Genomic DNA, 16,654 nt, shown 5'->3' on the forward strand with positions numbered 1-16,654 from the left:
GAAGAATAGATTGCGCCGGCAGACCGGCGCTCCGCTGGGAATGGCGCTGTTCGTCACCGCCGCAATGATCGCCGCGGCCGTTCCGGGTACCCCGGCCGCCGCCCAGGATGCGGGCATGCCGATCACGATCGAAACCGCTATCGGACCGGAGGTCGGGATGGCCGAGCTTCGGGTCCAGGGCGAGGAGATCCACCTGACGCTCGAAGAGGCGGTGGGGCTCGCGCTCTCCCGCAACCTCAACCTGCGCACCCAGCGCTATTACCGTGAGCAGGCGACTCTCGGCATCCAGCAGGCGACCGGCATCTACGACTTCAATCTTCTCGCCGACCTCTTCACCCAGAAGATCGAGAACCCGGCGGCCTCGAACCTCGACGGCGCCGACGTCCAGATCCAGGAGCGCTCCAGCCTCACGGTGGGCGGGTCGCAGCTCTTTCCGACCGGCGGCGTCTTCGGCGTGAGCGTCCCGAACGGGCGCTTCGAGACCAACTCGAGCTTCTCGCTGCTCAACCCGTCGTTCGACAGCGGTCTCGACTTCTCGTTCACGCAACCCCTGCTGCGCGGCTTCGGACGCTCGGCGACCGAGTACGGGATCGAAGTGGCGCGGGTCAATAGCGACCTCTCGTACCAGCAGTTCGTCTTCGAGGTCATTTCGACCATCCAGAACGTCGAGAACGCCTACTGGAATCTGGTCGCGGCGCGCTATGCGCTGACCGTCTCCGAGGAGAGCCTGAAGCTCGCCGAAGAGCTGCATTCGAACAACAAGGTGCGCGTCGACGTCGGCACGCTCGCCCCGCTCGAGCTCGTGCAGAGCGAGGCCCAGATCGCCACCCGCCAGGAGGCGATCATCCGCGCCCGGGGCGTCGTCGGCGACGCCGAGGACCTGCTCTTCTTCTACCTCAACGTCGATCAGGGCGAGGCCTGGTCGAAGACGATCGTCCCCGACACCGAGGCGATCATCGAGCATCCGCGAGTCGACCTGCAGGAGGCGATCCGCGTGGCTTTGGGCTCGCGGCCCGAGATCGTCAGCCAGCAGCTGCGCATCCAGTCGGCAACCCTCGACCAGACCTTCCTGGCGCAGGATGCCAAGCCGCGCCTCGATCTGCGCGCCACCTACGGCCTCTCGGGCCTGGGCGGCGACGTGGTGATCCGCAATCCCGACGGGTCGATCGATACCACCATCCCCGGCGGATGGGACGACGCCTTCGAGCAGGTCACCGGTGGCGACTTCCCGGGCTGGTCGGTCGGCCTCGAGCTCGGCATCCCGATCCAGAACCGCACCGCCCGGGCCCGCAAGGCGATCGCTGACCTCGCGGTCGAGGCCAGCAAGGACACCGCAAAGCAGCTCGAGCTGCGGGTCACGACGGAGGTCCGCGCGGCGGTGCGCGGCCTCGAGACCTCCCGTGAGCAGCTCGAGTCAGCCAAGGTCTCGACCCGGCTGGCGGAGAAGAACCTCGACGCCGAGAGGAAGAAGTACGACAACGGCCTGTCGACCGCCTACCAGATCCTGCAGGTGCAGGACGATCTGACGGCGGCGCGCTATCGCCAGGTCGCGGCGGTGACCGGGTACCGCAAGTCGCTCGTCGAGTACAACCGGGCGACCGGGGCACTGCTCGCGAGCTCGAACGTCTCCATCGCGGACTGACGCCGCCGCAGGTCAGGGTGCCGGCCGGGCCACTCCGAGTGGCCTTGCCGGCACCAGCGGTTTTGGGGCACGATTCCCGGGAAAGGAATCTCATCCATGAACAGTCCGGAACAGGTGGAGTCGGCGACGCCGGAGGTGAGCGCCGTGCAGTCGATCTGGGGCGTGCTGCTCGCGCCGGAGAAGACCTTTCGCGCCCTCGCCCTCCGGCCGCACTGGCTGCCGGCGCTGCTGCTGCTCGTGGCCGCGGCGCTGGCGCTCTCGGTCATCGTCACGCCGCGGCTGGACATGAAGCAGGTGATGCGCGATGCCATCGAGGACAGCGGCCAGGAGATCTCGGCGGCGCAGCTCGAGCAGCAGGTGGAGATCGCGGAGAAGTTCAAGTGGGTGGGGACGGCCTCGCAGCTCGTGCTTCAGCCGGCGGTCTACATGCTCATGGCGGCGATCTTCCTGGTGGTCTTTCGCCTGATGGGGAGCGATATCGACTTCCGCCACAGTCTCTCGGTCGCCGTGCACGGCATGATGCCGTTCCTGCTGGCGACGCTGCTCTCGATTCCGGTGGTGATGTCGCGCGCCGAGCTCTCGATGGAGGAGGTCCAGAGCGGCGGCTTCCTGCACTCGAACCTCGCCTCGTTCGCTCCAGAGTCGGCCGGCAAGGTCCTGGTCGCCCTGCTGGGGAGCATCGATCTCTTCTCGATCTGGACGATCGCGCTGCTCGCGATCGGCTATCGGGTGGTCGGCAAGGTGTCGAAGGCGGCCGCGCTCGGCGTCGTGATCGCCCTCTGGGCGGTGGTCGTCGCCGGGAAGGTCGGCCTTGCCGCACTCTGAGGCCATGGGCCGGAACGGAGCAAAGGCATGAAGCGCGGGCTTCTGATCGCCGGCGGCGTCGTCGTCCTCGCGGGGATCCTGCTCGCGAGCCTCCTCTCCGGCCGCAAACAGGCGGGGGAGAAGGTCTACGTCGAGACCGCGAGCCGCCGCGAGCTCACCCAGAGCGTCAAGTCGAGCGGCCAGATCCAGCCGCGGATCAAGGTGAACATCTCGGCGCACGTGATCGGCAAGATCGAGAAGCTCTACGCCGTGGAAGGCGCCGCGATCGCCGCCGGAGCGCCGTTCCTCGAGCTCGAGCGCGAGGCGTTCCTCGCGGCGCGCGACAACGCGCGCGCTCAGCTCGCGATGTCGAAGACCGCCGAGCAGCAGGCGATCGTCTCGGCCGCCGACGAGGTCGTACGCCTGGCGCGCGCCGAGCAACTCTCGACGCAGGGGATCGCCTCGGTCGAGGCGCTGGAGGCTGCCCGGCTGCGACGGACCTCCGCCGACCTCTCGGTGGAGCAGGCGCGCGAGGCGGTCACGCAGGCCCGGGCGATGCTCGTCAAGGCGGAGGACGATCTGCGCAAGACCACGATCTACGCGCCGCTCTCCGGCCGGGTGATCGCCCTGAACGCCGAAGTCGGCGAGGTGGTGGTCTCGGGCACGATGAACAACCCGGCCTCGGTGATCGGCACGATCGCCGACCTGTCGGAGATCCTCGCCGAGATCGACGTCGACGAGACGGAGGTCGTGCACCTCGCCACCGGACAGCGGGTGATCCTGAAGGTGGACGCGATTCCCGACCGCGAGTACACCGGCCGGGTGGTGGAGATCGGGAGCTCCGGCTACGCGAAGCCGACGCAGCCCGACGTGACCTTCTTCCAGGCGAAGGTGCTGTTCGACGCCCCGGACGACTCGTTGCGCCCGGGAATGTCGGCGCGCGCCGAGATCGAGGTCAGCACCCACGCCGACGCCCTGGCGGTTCCGATCCAGTCGGTGGTCGAGAGAAAGCCCGGCGACGGCGATACCAAGGGCCCGGCGCGCAAGGCTCCGCCGGTATCGGTGGTCTTCGTCGTGGAGGACGGCAAAGCGAAGAGCGTGCCGGTGAAGTCGGGCATCTCCGACTCGACCGATGTCGAGATCGTCTCCGGCCTCGCCGGCGGCGAGCAGGTGATCACCGGACCGTACCGCGCGCTGCGCAAGCTCGAGGACGGCGACGCGGTGCGGGTCACGACTCCCGAGCTCGAGAAGAACGAAAGCAAGAAGGACTCCAGCGATTCCGACGATTCGGGAACCGACGACAAGGAAGAGAGCGACTGATGTCGATCATCGAGCTGCAGAACGTGCACAAGGTCTACGACATGGGCGCCGAGAAGGTCCATGCCCTGAACGGCGTCGATCTCACGATCGGCAAGGCCGAGTACGTGGCGATCATGGGCCCGTCGGGCAGCGGCAAGTCGACGATGATGAACCTCCTCGGCTGCCTCGACACCCCGTCGACCGGCAGCTACATTCTGAACGGCACGGCGGTCGAGAAGCTGAACGACCAGGAGCTCGCCGCGATCCGCAACAAGGAGATCGGCTTCGTCTTCCAGACGTTCAACCTGCTCGCCCGCACGGACGCGCTGCAGAACGTCGAGCTGCCGCTCATCTACGCCGGCGTGTCGCGCAAGGAGCGCCGCGAGCGCGCCCAGCGCGCCCTCGCGCGGGTGGGACTCACCGACCGCTCGCACCATCTGCCGAACGAGCTCTCGGGCGGCCAGCGTCAGCGCGTAGCGATCGCCAGGGCGCTGGTGAACGACCCGTCGATCCTGCTCGCCGACGAGCCGACCGGGAACCTCGACACGGCGACGTCGACCGACATCATGAATCTCTTCGACGAGCTCCACCGCCAGGGGAACACGGTGATCCTGGTGACGCACGAGCCGGACATCGCCGCCCACGCCGACCGCAAGATCGTCCTGCGCGACGGCAAGGTGCAGTCGGACGTTCGCGAGCCCGCGCGGGCCGCGGCGGTCTGAGGCTCCGTAAGGGAGAGGGCGCGGACTTTCGAGGCCATCGAGCTACCCTGAACCCATCGAGCTATCCGAGCCAGCCGAGGTAACTGAGCTATCCGAGCCAGCCGAGGTAACTGAGCCATCCGAGCCATCCGAGCCATAGGAGCCATCCGCCCTATCCGAGCCACCAGAGCTATCTGAGCTACCTGAGCGATCCGAGCCATCAGAGCCAGCCGAGGTAACTGAGCCATCCGAGCCACTAGAGCCACCCAAGCCCTTCGAGCTACCCGAGCCAGCCGAGTCATCTGAGCCATGGTCGTCTCCGAGAACATCCGCATCGCCTTTCGCGCCCTGCGCGCCAACAAGATGCGCTCGATGCTGACGACGCTCGGCATCATCATCGGCGTGGCGGCGGTGATCGCGGTGGTCTCGATCGTCCAGGGCCTGCAGTTCATGATCACGAAGGAGCTCCAGGGGGTCGGAGCGACGTACGTGATGGTGCTGCCGAAGGTGGAACAGAATCAGGGTCCCGGGGTCCTCGCCCGTCAGGTGAAGCTCACCTGGGATGACGGGCAGGCGATCCGCGACCGCATCTCCGGTATCCGCCTCATCACCCCGCTCATCGCCGCGCCGGCGCAGCTCGTGAAGTACGGCGAGCGCCAGCACACGGTGCAGTATCTCTTCGGCGTCTCGCAGGACTGGCCGGAGGTGAACAACCACGAGGTGGACCAGGGGCGGTTCTTCTCGCGGGTGGACATGGTGCACCGGCGGAAGGTCGCGGTGATCGGCCAGAAGGTGGCGGAGGAGCTGGGCCTCACGGATCCGGTCGGCAAGGAGGTCTACGTCGGCTCGCTGCCGGTCTCGATCATCGGCGTGATGGAGAAGCGCGGCCAGGCGCTCGGCCAGAACATGGACGACCTGGTCTTCATCCCGTTCGACACGGCGGTGAATCTGCTCGGCCGCTCGGCCGGCGACCAGATCCAGTTGCGGCTCCAGGCCGTCGACGCCGCCTCGGTGGATCAGGTGAAGGACGGCATCACGCAGCTCCTGCGCCAGCGCCACAAGATCGCCGAAGGCCAGCCGAACGACTTCGACGTCATGCTGCAGGACGAGATCCTGAAATCCGTCGGCTCGATCCTCGGCATGATCACCACGGTAATCGGCGCCGTCGTCGGCGTCGCCCTCCTCGTCGGCGGCATCGGCATCATGAACATCATGCTGGTCTCCGTGACGGAGCGCACCCGAGAGATCGGCGTCCGCAAAGCCGTTGGCGCCAGACGCCAGGACATCCTCGTCCAGTTCATGATCGAAGCCGTCACCCTGAGCCTGGTAGGAGGCGGCATAGGTCTCGCGGCAGGCTGGGGCCTCGGCGCCCTAGTCTCCTCCCTCCTCCCCGGCGACTGGCCCCCCGCCCACGTCCCCTTCTGGGCCATCCTCATCGCCGTCGGCTTCAGCGCCGTGGTCGGGATCTTCTTCGGGATCTATCCGGCGGGGAAGGCCAGTCGTCTCGATCCGATCGACGCGTTGCGGTACGAGTAGGGAACTCGCCAAGGTGCCGACGCTCCGCAAAGCGATCTCGGACCGCCTCCGCGCCAGAGGCTTCCGACGTATCGACGGCGGCAAGCACCTGCTGACGCTCGACCCGGAGTGGTCGCTCTACGTCGACACCGGCACGCTCGGCACGGCGACAGGGATCGCCCCCTGGGTAGGACTGCGCAGCGAAGCGATCGAGTCCGCCCGCGCCGAGCTGATGAAGGTTCCGAGTTTCCCCGGAAGCGCGACGGTCTCCTCGAACGTCGGCTATGTCCTCGACGGCACCTACCGCTCCTGGAGTGCCCGTAGCGAAGGGAAGGTTGCGAGTAACGGGAAGGCCGGGGACGCCCAGAACAAAGAGAGTGTCAGGAAGGAGGGGAGCGACGCACGCAGCGGGAAGGATGTCGAAGAGGTCGAGGAGATCGACCAGGCGATCCGCACCGCTCTCGAACGCCTCCGCCCCCTGGCTTCCTTCGCGACCCTGCCCGCCGCCTTCGAGATCGAGCCGAACCCCACCATGCCCGGCCGCTTCTACGTCGGCGCGATCCTCCCCCTCCTCACCGGCAACGCCGCCGCGACCCACGCCGCCCTCGCAGCCGGCCGCGAGCACTTCGCCCGCCACGCCCCTGACATCCGCGCCCAGTGCGAAGCCTTCGCTGACCGCGTCCTCGCGCGAATGTCCGAGCCTCCTGTTCGCTGAGTCGACCCATAAAAAGTTGAAGCCGGACGCCTTCGCGGACCTCGCGTCCGGCCGCTCAGGTCCCCTCGGGATCCTCCTTGCGGCGAATAAAATGAAGCGGGGAGGGAGCTTCATGAGAGATCGGCGCCTCGGGCGCGAGCGACTGCGGCTTCTCCTGGCGCTGTTCTCGTTCGCGCTCGTCCTGCTCTTCCATGGCGCACCGCCGGCCCTGGGGCAGGCCTCGAACGGGGAGCTCATCGACGTTCGTACGGGTTTCGCGCGCCTGACCGTAAAGGATGAAGGGGCTCGGCCACAGTCTTCCGACGTCCAGGTCTCGTGGAAGGGCACGAATCAGGCCGTTCGGGAGGTTCTGGGTGGGCCCGACAGCGCGATCGAAGTTGGCATTGCACTCGACCTCTCGGCGAGCATGCAACGGAACCTGGAGTCGATGAAGAGCGCGCTCCGCGAATTCATCCGATCGGAGCTATCCGCGGCCGACCGTGTATTCATCGTGAGCTTCTCGGATCGAATCGAGCTCGTGACGGAAGGTCTCGACACTTCGCTGAGCTCGATCGCGAATTTGTCGATCGACGACCGGCCAGGAGTTCGGCCCACCCGATTCTTCGATGGCGTGGACGGAGCGCTATCGCACTTTCGGAACTCCTCCCCCCGCGCCGTCTTGCTGGTCGCGTCCGACGGCTGCGACTCATTGAACGAGGACGACGCCGGCGAGCGCATCCTCCATCGTGCCGCCAACCTGGCGATTCCCGTCGTCCTGATCGCTCCTGGCCGCCGAGATTGCCGCAACACGACCTGCAAGCCGACAGGTTCGGGCGAGTGGGCCTGTTCCGATGACGTGTCGTCGACCATCCCCAGCGTCCGTCTTCGCGACCGGGACCCCGCCAACCCGACCCGCGGACCCATCGACGTTCCCGCGGACTCCCTGACCTCGCCAGCCACGATGGCCCGCGACAAGTTCGTCGGCCGCCTCAAAGCCGGCGGAGGAGGCTTCCTTATCGCCCGGTCGGACGCCGAATGGACTCGAGAGCTCAACACTGTCCGCTCCCTCCTCGACCGCCAATGGACCGTCGTCTTCGAACCCAGTTCAGCGGCGCTCCAGAGCTCAGAAGTGCAGGTCAGAGTCCGCAAGCGCTCTCAGCCCAAGACGTCCGAGTGAAGGGTGGGGAATATGTTCTGTTGGGAATAGGTGCCCCCGAATAGGAGGTCGACAGGAGAAGGCTGTAACACCCTGAAGAGGTGCTGAAGAGGTGCCTCCCGATTCTCGAGAGGTGCCTCGCTGCGAGACCGACCTTTGCGGCGCGGAGCGCTATTCAACTGCTCGTCGGGCGAGTCTTGGCAGCGGAGTCGAGGCGCGTGAATCGAGGGCTGGGGCGCGAGGGGGGTACTTTGCCCTGGATCGTTCGGCGGGTGACCTCGACCAGCGCCCTGCCGGCGGGCACGTAGCGTTGTCGTCGTGCCATTCAACGTAAGGACGGAATTTGGACCGGCAATCTCGCGCGACCTGGCCCTATAAGACTCGCCGTGGGAATCGGGTAGCACCTCTGCAGCCCCTCTGCCGCTGGCACCTCGGCAGCAGGCTGGGATGCGATCGTTGTCCTCGTTGACAATGGCGTTCACGCCACTTTCCTCCGAGCACTGGGACGGGCCAGTGCCCGGGGGGGGCGAGGCGAGAGCGCCGGGGTCCCCGGCGCTGAAGATCGTGCCTACTGCAAGACTGTGATCCACGGGGTCGTGGTGCCGCCCTCGAAACCGCTCGCGAACAGGGCGCCGAAGAGCACCTGCACGGCGCCCGCCTCTTCGAGTGTGCCGCCGGCGCCGAGATCGCGTCCGGGCGCGCCGATCGCCAGGTCTCCCGTGCCGTCGCCGTCGAAATCGCCGATGGCGAGGGCGGCTCCGAAGTCGTCTCCGGCGCGGGCTGGAAACGTCGACAGGCCGGGGGCCGGAACGATCGTCTGGCGCCGGATCGCCGACAGACCCTGAGGACCGCCCAACACCACGTGCGCGGCGCCTGAGTCGATGTTGTCGACGCGCCGAAACGGCTCGCCTATCGCGAGGTCGTCCGAGAGGTCGGCACCGAGTCGGCCGGTCGCCAGAACCTCGCCGAAGTGCGCGCTTCGCAGCGGCGTGAGCCCCATCGAAGCGGTGGTGAGGTTCATCGTATGGGCGACGCGAAGGCCGAATCCTTCGTCGCCGAGCACGATCATCACTTTGCCGGCGAAACGCGTGTCGTCGCCCAGATTCTCGCCGGGAATCCCGATCACCAGGTCGTCCGCGCAGTCTTCGGCCGCCATACAAGCCGAGGTGCGGTCGAAATCGCCAACCGCAAGCGCCCATCCGAAGTGATCGTCCTCCTCCTCGACGCCGTTGGCGAGATCCCCTTCGTCCAGGAAGAGAAACCCGTCGGATACGAGACCGATCGAGCTTCCGTGCACCACGAGCACCTTGCCCGAGTTGAACTTCTGCACCGGGGCCAGCGGATCGTGTCCGGGCATACCGATCGCGAGATCGTCTCGCCCATCGCCGTCGAAATCGCCGGCGGCGAGGGAGAAGCCGAACAGGTCCGAAAGGCCGGACCCGCCGGGCAGACCGCCCTCGCCCAGCAGCAGGAACTGGCTGCCCTCGGCCTCCAGCCCATCGGCGGAGCCATAGACGACGTGCACGGCCCCGGCATCGCTGACACTGTCGACGGCCTCTCCCGGAACGCCGATCGCGAGATCGTCGAAACTGTCGCCGTCGAAATCGCCCACCGCGAGCGCAGCGCCGAATTCGTCACCGGCCTCCCGCTGGCCGCCCATTCCTTCGGTGTCCTGGTGAAGGAAGAACCTCTCCACCGCGCCGGCGTAGCTCATCTCGATCATCACGAGTCCAGTGGCCTCGACATTCCCGACCCCCGCCCCCGGGGCGCCGCTCGCGACGTCTGGAGCGCCGTCGCCGTCGAAGTCGCCGAGGGCGATCGCGGAGCCTCGGCGGTGTCCCCTGCCGTGTGTCTGAAACTCCGGACCGATCGTGACCGCCCGGTCCGGAGTGAATCCGAAGGTCACGACGCCGCCGGCATCGACGCCGGCCTCGGCGAACACCGTCTGGTCGCGCAACGGAGCGCCGACGAGAAGATCGGCGCGACCATCGCCGTCGATGTCGGCGGAGACGAGGGCCGCTCCCTGGCGGGCGGCGGCCTGCGGCGCGCCCGGACCGGCAAGGAGCGTCTCGTCCACCTCGAAGAGCTGTGCGCCTCCCATCGCGGGAGGACCGAACAGCGCGACAACGAACATCAGAATGCGGAAGGCTCGAAACCTGGTGGTGTCCATGATTCACCTCTTTCGTCGCCAGAGGCGCTTTCGGCGCCCCGCGCTTGGCGAGGCCCCCTCTGCAGCTCCGGCTGAAGTTGGAATGCCGGCGCGATGGAGGGCGCCGGCGAGGTGAAGTCGATCATCGCGGCATGGCCCTCGGAACCGAGAAAGGCGAGGTGCGAATCCTCACTTTGGTTACGAAACCTGGGAATAGGTGCTGGGAATAGGTGCTGGGAATAGGTGCCATCCGATTCTCAGCTGGCTGGCTGACGAGGTGCCTTCTGACGAGGTGCCTTCCGATTTTCGAGGGGCGCTCGGCTGCGAGACCGACCTTTGCGGCGTGTAGCGCTGTTCAACTCCTTTTCGGGTGAGTCTTGGCTGCGGAGTCGAGGCGAGTGAGGCGGCGGTTGGGGCGCGGGGAGGTCACTGAGCCCTGGCGAGTCGGCTCTGAACGTGAAATTGCGCGACTCCGGACAGCCTTCGGCCACAGGACGGACGGGATTCTCTCTTGAGTCTGTAGGTCGAGCGGTTTCCCGTTCAAACCTCAGCCGCTTCGTGCAGCGATTCTGGCAGGAGGGGCCGGGGGGAAGGCTCCTTCAGGGAATACGACGTCGGTCGCGCCGTCGCGGAGCAGACGTGCTGCTCGCTGGAAGGCGTCGCGAAAGGTGAAGTAGGCGCGCCGCAGGGCTCGGCGAACTTCCGGCGCCACGGCGTGAACGAGCGGTGCCGGGGCTTTCTTGAGCCGGTTGGGCTCGTGATGTGGATCCTGGCGGCAGACCTGGTCGCGGCCGAGCGGCGCCTTGCCGGTCTCCTTCTGGCGCTGCCGACCCCAGGTCTCGATCGCCTCGATCTCGGCCTGAATGCGAGCGCGATAGGTCTCTGGGTCGAGCGAACTCCAGCAGGGGAGTGGAGTGAGCGTGAGCTCCTCGCGGACGATGAACTCCTCCGGGTCGGGTGCAAGACCCTTGCGCCGTGCCCTGGACTCGAGCGTCCGGTCGTGCCAGCGGCCGGTGATGGGCTTGCCCTCGACGAGCTCGCGGGCACCGTGGACGCCGGGCCAGTCGAGCGGCGAATCGACGAGACCTTCCTTGACTCCGTGAGCCAGGAGATAGGCCAGTCGGCTCACCTGGGCCGCCTCCTCGTTCGAGACCAGAACTGCCTGGTACCTTCGACCCCAGAACTTCTCCCGCCAGCGCACCTGACGGCCGGCCTCTCTCGCCAGGTTGGAGTTGAGGTAGTTCATGAAGGCGGCCAGCTGCTTGGCGTCCCGAACGCTCACGAGCAGGTGGTAGTGATTCGAGAGGAACACGGGGAGGTGCACCTCGACCGCTGTCTACAGCATGAAGGCGGAGGCGCGCCGCGCGGGCCAGCACACCGCTTATGGCGTCGTTGAGAAGCGCCGAAGGTCGCATCAACAGCCGGCCCTGGATCGTCCGGCAGGTGACCTCGACCAGCGCCCCGCCGGGGGGTACGTAGCGTAGTCGTCGTGCCATACAACGTCAGGACGGAATATGGACCGGCAATCTCGCACCACCTGGCGCAGGAAGACTGGCCATGGGAATCGGGTGGCACCTTTGAGCACCTTTGACCACGCGAAAGACGGAAAGGGGTCGGGAGATCTTGCGCCGCGAGGGAAACGAAGACTCGCAGTGAAAATCGGCTGGCACTTCTGCGCGGCAGGCGAAAGGCGCGCTTTATCGCGATCGTTCGCGATCAGACCGAGGACCCGACGCCCGGCGACCAGCAGTACTCGCTCTTCAACGGCTACTAGTACCAGAAGTGAGACGGACGCGCAGGTCGGCGACGAACAGGAAGATCATCACGCCGATCAGGCCGACGTTCTTCTCGACGCAGGACAACTGGCCGCGCTTCGCTAGGATGACGAGCGGATCGTCGCCCACCAGCGCACGCGCAGCGAGGAAGTGGCGAATCGTCGCCGGGATCCAGAACGCGAGCATGATCGCGACGCCGAGCCGCAGCTGGTATCCGGTGATGATCAGGAGACCGGCCAGGATCTGCGCGATGCCGAGGATCGTCAGGACCGGGGCAGCGCCACCGAGCAAGATCGAGTTGAACTCGTTCGAAGCGTCCCAGTTGATCGCGTTGAAGATGCCGCTGGCGATCGCCGGCAGACCGACACAGACCCGCAATACCAACCAGGCCCAGCGAGGAACGCGCTCGTTCATTTCGGCCATGATTCCCTCGATGCTGTCGCTGCCGCGCTGCCGGATGTCGCACGCGTCGCCCGCGGCTTCACGGCCCAGAAGTGAGCGTGCGGTGGAGCATACTGGCAGCACGGGCTGCGCGAAAGAGGTGCCATCGGATTTTCGGTCGTTGGCCGATTGCGACGGGGCGTCTCGAAAAGGTGCTGAAAAGGTGCCACCCGATTTTCGGAAGTGGCACGACTACCCAGAAGAGTGCCATCCGATTCCCCGTAGACTTCCTGCCAGCGCGGGAATCGGGTGGCACTTGGAATCGGCCGCGGGTCTTCGACATTGCCCCCGGACCGCTTCTGGTAGCCCTCAACTCCGCAGGCCCGAGTCACCTTTGGCTATCATGGAGCGACCGTGAGAATTCCGGCACCGGTCGGCGAGGTCGAGAGAGAGAATCTGACTCGCGCCTTGGAAGGGCTTCGCGAGGAGTGGGGCTTTCCTTCGAGCTACGGCTTGCCCGAGCTCCTGAAGGGCTGGGTCAAGACCGTCGCATCGTTGCGCAAGGGCTACCCGCTGGCGCGGACCTCCTTCGAGCACGACGTCGATCTGCGCGACGAGCTGGATCGCATCGTCGGGCTCGTTCCAGAGCGCCTCGGAGCCGAGATCCAGTCCTTCCTCGCACCCGTGGACGCTGAGTTTCACGAGCGCACTGCGCCACAGGAAGAGCCCCTGTCTGAGCCGCTTGCTGGGGAGTTCCCTTCACTTCGCCAGTTTCGGCGACCCAAGCTGCTGGCTCCAGCGGATCAGGACGTCGCTGCGACCTGGAGGTGACTCGATGTCTCTGACGTCGCCATGGCAGCTGCGTTTTCGAGGTTGGCTCCTGAGGGACAACCTTGCCTGTCATCAGCTCGGGGCCATGCATGCTACGGGCGAAGGGGCCCGCCGGGACGACGCCCTCGCCATTCGGTGGTACTTCCGAGCGGCGCACCGTGGCGATCCCGAGTCGCAGTACGACCTCGGCTTCATGCTGCTCCTGGGCGAAGGCGTTGCCGCGGATCGAACTGAGGCGCTTCTCTGGCTCGAAAGGGCTGCCGCGAAGGGCCACGCTAGCGCCGCCGCACTGCTCCATGACCTCGAGGCGAGGGGAGACCTTTCAGCATGAAGGTGCGAAGCTGGCGAGAGCAGAGAGTGAGCGATCACCGGTTCCTCGTCCGTGCGGTGCCGTTCGCGCTCACCTCCACCGCCGCTGTAGTGCAGCGTCCAAGCGCATGGTTCCGTAGGCACTGAAGATCGTGAGGGAAACCGTGAAAATCGTCATTCCAGGGGGATCCGGGCAGGTCGGGACGCTGCTCGCGCGAGCGTTTCAGGCGCGCGGGGAGGAGGTCGTCGTGCTCAGCCGGCGGCCGCAGGAGGCTCCGTGGCGGGTGGTTTCGTGGGATGCGAGGAGCCTCGGACCCTGGGCGGCAGAGCTCGACGGGGCGGACGTGGTCATCAATCTTGCCGGACGCAGTGTGAACTGCCGGTACGGAGAAGAGAACCGTCGGCAGATTCTCGATTCGCGCGTCGATTCGACTCGTGTCGTCGGTGAGGCCGTCGCCGCCGCCAGGAAGCCGCCGAAGGTCTGGCTTCAGTCGAGCACGGCGACGATCTACGCGCACCGATTCGACGCTACCAACGACGAGCTCGCGGGAATCGTCGGCGGCAATGAGGTCGATGCGCCGGATACATGGCGATTCAGCACCGAAGTGGCGCGGGCCTGGGAGGAGGCGCTCGAGCAGGCGCCGACTCCGCACACCCGCAAGGTCGCCCTGCGCTCGGCGATGGTCATGAGCCCGGATCGTGGCGGCATCTTCGACACCCTGCTCGGCCTCGTGCGGAAGGGCCTGGGCGGCACCAGCGGGAGCGGACGGCAGTTCGTCTCGTGGATCCACGAGGCCGACTTCGTCGCCGCGATCGACTGGCTCATCGCCCACGAGGAGCTGTCCGGCGCGGTCAACATCTCCTCACCGAATCCCTTGCCGAACGCCGACTTCATGAGAGACCTCCGCCGCGCCTGGGGCGCGCGGATCGGCCTCCCCGCGACCGCCTGGATGCTCGAAATCGGCGCCATCTTTCTCCGCACCGAAACCGAGCTCATCCTGAAGAGTCGAAGAGTCGTCCCGGGCCGCCTTCTTTCGTCGGGCTTCTCCTTCCGGTTCCCCGATTGGCAAAGCGCGGTCAAGGACCTCTGTTCCCAGGCGAGGCACCGACTCGGGGACCGAGCGCAGGCGTGAGGGTGGGTGGAAATTGGCACAGTCCCCATTGGAAATAAGCCCATCACCTGCCACCATTGCAGTGGATTTCGTACCGGAGATCCAGGTGCATCGTGTCTACGACCGCTGAGGGACGCTCACGGTTCGTCCGCTGGCTGCGCGTCGGCTTGCGGGTCGCTGCGGTCGCTGTCGTGCTGCTTCTGCTGCTGGCGGCCTGCGCTGTCGTGACCCTTCAGTCGGACTACGAGGCGCGGAGCGGGGAGCTGCAGGAGATGCCGCTCGAGGGACCGGCCGACGTCATCGCGGGCTTCGCGGGCAGCTGGTACGCAGATCAGGTCGTGTTGAAGGCGAAGGTGGAGGGAGGAAGTAGCCCGTCCCTCGCCGTCCGATTCGGTCCCTCCTGCGAAGTTCGCGGCGCCAGGGTGGTGGGGGAGGGTCTGGTCTTTGACTACGTTTGTCCCGGGGGTAGCGGTGCGACGGGGCTACGGTTTACTGCGCCGGGAACGCTCCTCTGGTCGGAGCCCGGGGCTCCGCATTCGGGGTGCTCGACCTGTACACCGACGCTGACGAGAGCCAGCGTTTGGGCGCGCGTTGGCGCCTGGGCGGCGATTCTCGGCGAGATTTCGGGCCGGCTGGTAGAGAACGGGCTCGACGCCGTTGAGCTCTGGTTCGTTCGCAATCTCTAGCGCCCCGCGCCTGTTTGGGGCGGGGGTGGCACTCTGGACGCAGTACGAACAGGAACTCATTTCGAAAGCGCGGGTGCGCGGCGGCGAGCACCCGTCGCTGGCGTCCAGAATACGAGGAGAGCAAGGGAATGGAGTTCCAGTTCATCTGCCTTTGGCAACCGTGGTACGTCAGCTTGCTTTCGCTCTTGGCTAATGTCGCCGGAGGTTCAGTTCTCCTCTATTGCGGCATACAGTGGGTGGTCTCGCGCCGGGTTGGTCGGCTCGACTTCGGGCGACGCGACGCTGCATGGCTCATCGGCCTCACTCTGCTGGCAGTCACTAGCAGTTCTGTTTCCTTGGCTTGGCTCAGCAACTTCGACGTCGGGCATCTTCCTGGGCTGTTCACAGATCGGCTCTTTCGCGGCTACGCCATCGGCTATCTGTTCCCAACAGTCGCCCTGCTGCTGGCCATACTCTTCTGGAGTCGAGCGCGCAGTATCGGCGGCGCGAAGTCGCAGCCGTCCGCCAACAGGGAATCCTAGGCCACCGAAGAGGTGCAGCCGATTTTCGGCGGCGATCATCGGTTCGCCGTCTTGGGCTTCGACGGCACGCGCTCCTGAAGAGGTGCTGAAGAGGACCCGATTCTCGAGTAGCGCTTGGCTGCCGAAGAGGTGCCACCCGATTCCCAGGAGGCTCTTGGCCTCGAGACCGCCCTGTGCGGCGCGGAGCGCTGTGCGACCCGTCTGCGGGCGAGTCTTAGCGGCGGAGTCGAGGCAAGCGGGGCAGAGGTTGGGCAGCTAGGGGGCATCGGGCCCCGGCGAGCCAGGTCTGAACACGGAATTGCGCAAGTCCGCAATGCGGTGGGAATCGGTTGGCTCCTTCATCTCGCAACTCCATCCTGGCTCCTGCGGCGCTCTCGGCGTGACCGCGCCTCTGCCGTGCCTGCTGCGGCGAAGGCGATAGGCGGGGAGTTTGTCGACCGGATAGGCAGCGCCGAAAGGCCCAATCCCAGGGAAGAGGTGAGCATGTCCCCGAGTCCACGTGCAGTGCGACGGTTTTCGTTTGCAGTGGCAGCGGCTGTGGCGAGCTTCCTGGCCGGTGCCGGAGCGCTCCCGGCGGCGAACGGTCTGCTCAATCCTGACTTCGACAGCGGTATCTCGGGCTGGGCGACGAGCGAGGGCACTCTCGCCTGGAATGGCGGCCTCGACGTCGACGCCTGCGTCAACTCCGGCGTCGCCGTCGCCTCGACGCCGGAGTTGGTGGCCGGGCAGTGGACGGTGACGGTGAAGAGCAGCGGGTCCTGCGTCCCGGTCGTGCCGCTGGGAATGGCCTGGATGCGGGTCCGGGTCCTGTTCTCGACCGCGGTCGCCACGACGGATTTTGGCCTGCTCGCCTACACCGATGCCAACTGCAGCGCCGGCGAGGTCGAGATGCCGACGGTCGGCTATGGCCCGCTGCCGCTGATCTGGTTGAATCTCGCGATGGGCGGCGCGGTCGACGGCGCGACCCACTCCGTTCGCTTTCTCATGCGAACGAAAGACCCGGCGGTTTCGAGCTACAGCTTCTCCCTTGACCGCCTCTACCTCGGCACCGTCGATCCGGTCTTCCTCGACGACTTCGG

At 66.5% G+C, this 16,654-nt stretch carries 16 protein-coding genes; 13 read left to right on the forward strand and 3 right to left on the reverse strand.

The window, feature by feature from the left end; genetic code table 11:
* The first annotated feature begins 10 nt into the window (after window positions 1-10).
* The 7 genes from KBI44_07580 to KBI44_07610 all read left to right on the forward strand — a co-directional run bounded on the left by KBI44_07580 (window position 11) and on the right by KBI44_07610 (window position 7,832).
* Window positions 11-1,642, forward strand: coding sequence for a TolC family protein (locus KBI44_07580; GenBank protein ID MBP9144326.1), 1,632 nt, complete (start codon window positions 11-13; stop codon window positions 1,640-1,642).
* A 96-nt stretch (window positions 1,643-1,738) separates the two neighbouring features.
* Window positions 1,739-2,467 (forward strand): YIP1 family protein, encoded by a 729-nt coding sequence (locus KBI44_07585; GenBank protein MBP9144327.1) that lies wholly within the window; start codon window positions 1,739-1,741, stop codon window positions 2,465-2,467.
* A 27-nt stretch (window positions 2,468-2,494) separates the two neighbouring features.
* Window positions 2,495-3,766 carry an efflux RND transporter periplasmic adaptor subunit gene (locus KBI44_07590; protein MBP9144328.1) on the forward strand — a complete coding sequence of 424 codons (1,272 nt, stop codon included), beginning with the start codon at window positions 2,495-2,497 and terminating at the stop codon, window positions 3,764-3,766.
* Window positions 3,767-3,771: 5 nt separating this feature from the next.
* Entirely contained in the window at window positions 3,772-4,467 is a 696-nt protein-coding gene (locus KBI44_07595) for an ABC transporter ATP-binding protein (protein MBP9144329.1), read from the forward strand.
* Window positions 4,468-4,755: 288 nt separating this feature from the next.
* The gene (locus KBI44_07600; protein ID MBP9144330.1) at window positions 4,756-5,982 is read left to right on the forward strand and encodes an ABC transporter permease; all 1,227 of its coding nucleotides are present in this window, start codon (window positions 4,756-4,758) and stop codon (window positions 5,980-5,982) included.
* A 13-nt stretch (window positions 5,983-5,995) separates the two neighbouring features.
* Window positions 5,996-6,676, forward strand: a complete 681-nt coding sequence (locus KBI44_07605; GenBank protein MBP9144331.1) for a hypothetical protein — start codon at window positions 5,996-5,998, stop codon at window positions 6,674-6,676.
* A gap of 112 nt (window positions 6,677-6,788) precedes the next feature.
* Window positions 6,789-7,832: a VWA domain-containing protein gene (locus tag KBI44_07610; GenBank protein MBP9144332.1), complete on the forward strand. Its 1,044-nt coding sequence runs from the start codon at window positions 6,789-6,791 to the stop codon at window positions 7,830-7,832.
* A gap of 547 nt (window positions 7,833-8,379) precedes the next feature.
* Here the strand turns inward: KBI44_07610 and KBI44_07615 are convergent.
* The 3 genes from KBI44_07615 to KBI44_07625 form a co-directional block, all read right to left on the reverse strand.
* A complete protein-coding gene (locus KBI44_07615) occupies window positions 8,380-9,981 on the reverse strand; it encodes a VCBS repeat-containing protein (protein ID MBP9144333.1) in 1,602 nt (533 codons plus the stop codon).
* 526 nt (window positions 9,982-10,507) lie between these two features.
* Window positions 10,508-11,284, reverse strand: coding sequence for a transposase (locus KBI44_07620; GenBank protein MBP9144334.1), 777 nt, complete (start codon window positions 11,282-11,284; stop codon window positions 10,508-10,510).
* A 436-nt stretch (window positions 11,285-11,720) separates the two neighbouring features.
* On the reverse strand, window positions 11,721-12,158 hold the full coding sequence (locus KBI44_07625; GenBank protein ID MBP9144335.1) for a DoxX family protein: 438 nt from the start codon (window positions 12,156-12,158) through the stop codon (window positions 11,721-11,723).
* 372 nt (window positions 12,159-12,530) lie between these two features.
* Between KBI44_07625 and KBI44_07630 the strand changes: the two genes are divergently transcribed.
* The 6 genes from KBI44_07630 to KBI44_07655 all read left to right on the forward strand — a co-directional run.
* On the forward strand, window positions 12,531-12,947 hold the full coding sequence (locus tag KBI44_07630; GenBank protein ID MBP9144336.1) for a hypothetical protein: 417 nt from the start codon (window positions 12,531-12,533) through the stop codon (window positions 12,945-12,947).
* 4 nt (window positions 12,948-12,951) lie between these two features.
* Window positions 12,952-13,278, forward strand: a complete 327-nt coding sequence (locus tag KBI44_07635) for a sel1 repeat family protein (GenBank protein ID MBP9144337.1) — start codon at window positions 12,952-12,954, stop codon at window positions 13,276-13,278.
* A gap of 142 nt (window positions 13,279-13,420) precedes the next feature.
* Entirely contained in the window at window positions 13,421-14,389 is a 969-nt protein-coding gene (locus tag KBI44_07640) for a TIGR01777 family oxidoreductase (protein ID MBP9144338.1), read from the forward strand.
* A 92-nt stretch (window positions 14,390-14,481) separates the two neighbouring features.
* Window positions 14,482-15,054 (forward strand): hypothetical protein, encoded by a 573-nt coding sequence (locus tag KBI44_07645; protein MBP9144339.1) that lies wholly within the window; start codon window positions 14,482-14,484, stop codon window positions 15,052-15,054.
* Window positions 15,055-15,182: 128 nt separating this feature from the next.
* Window positions 15,183-15,575 (forward strand): hypothetical protein, encoded by a 393-nt coding sequence (locus tag KBI44_07650; GenBank protein MBP9144340.1) that lies wholly within the window; start codon window positions 15,183-15,185, stop codon window positions 15,573-15,575.
* A 483-nt stretch (window positions 15,576-16,058) separates the two neighbouring features.
* On the forward strand, window positions 16,059-16,654 hold a 596-nt coding region (locus tag KBI44_07655; GenBank protein ID MBP9144341.1), incomplete at its 3' end, for a hypothetical protein.

The organism is Thermoanaerobaculia bacterium, assembly GCA_018057705.1.
Classification (GTDB): Bacteria; Acidobacteriota; Thermoanaerobaculia; order Multivoradales; family JAGPDF01; genus JAGPDF01.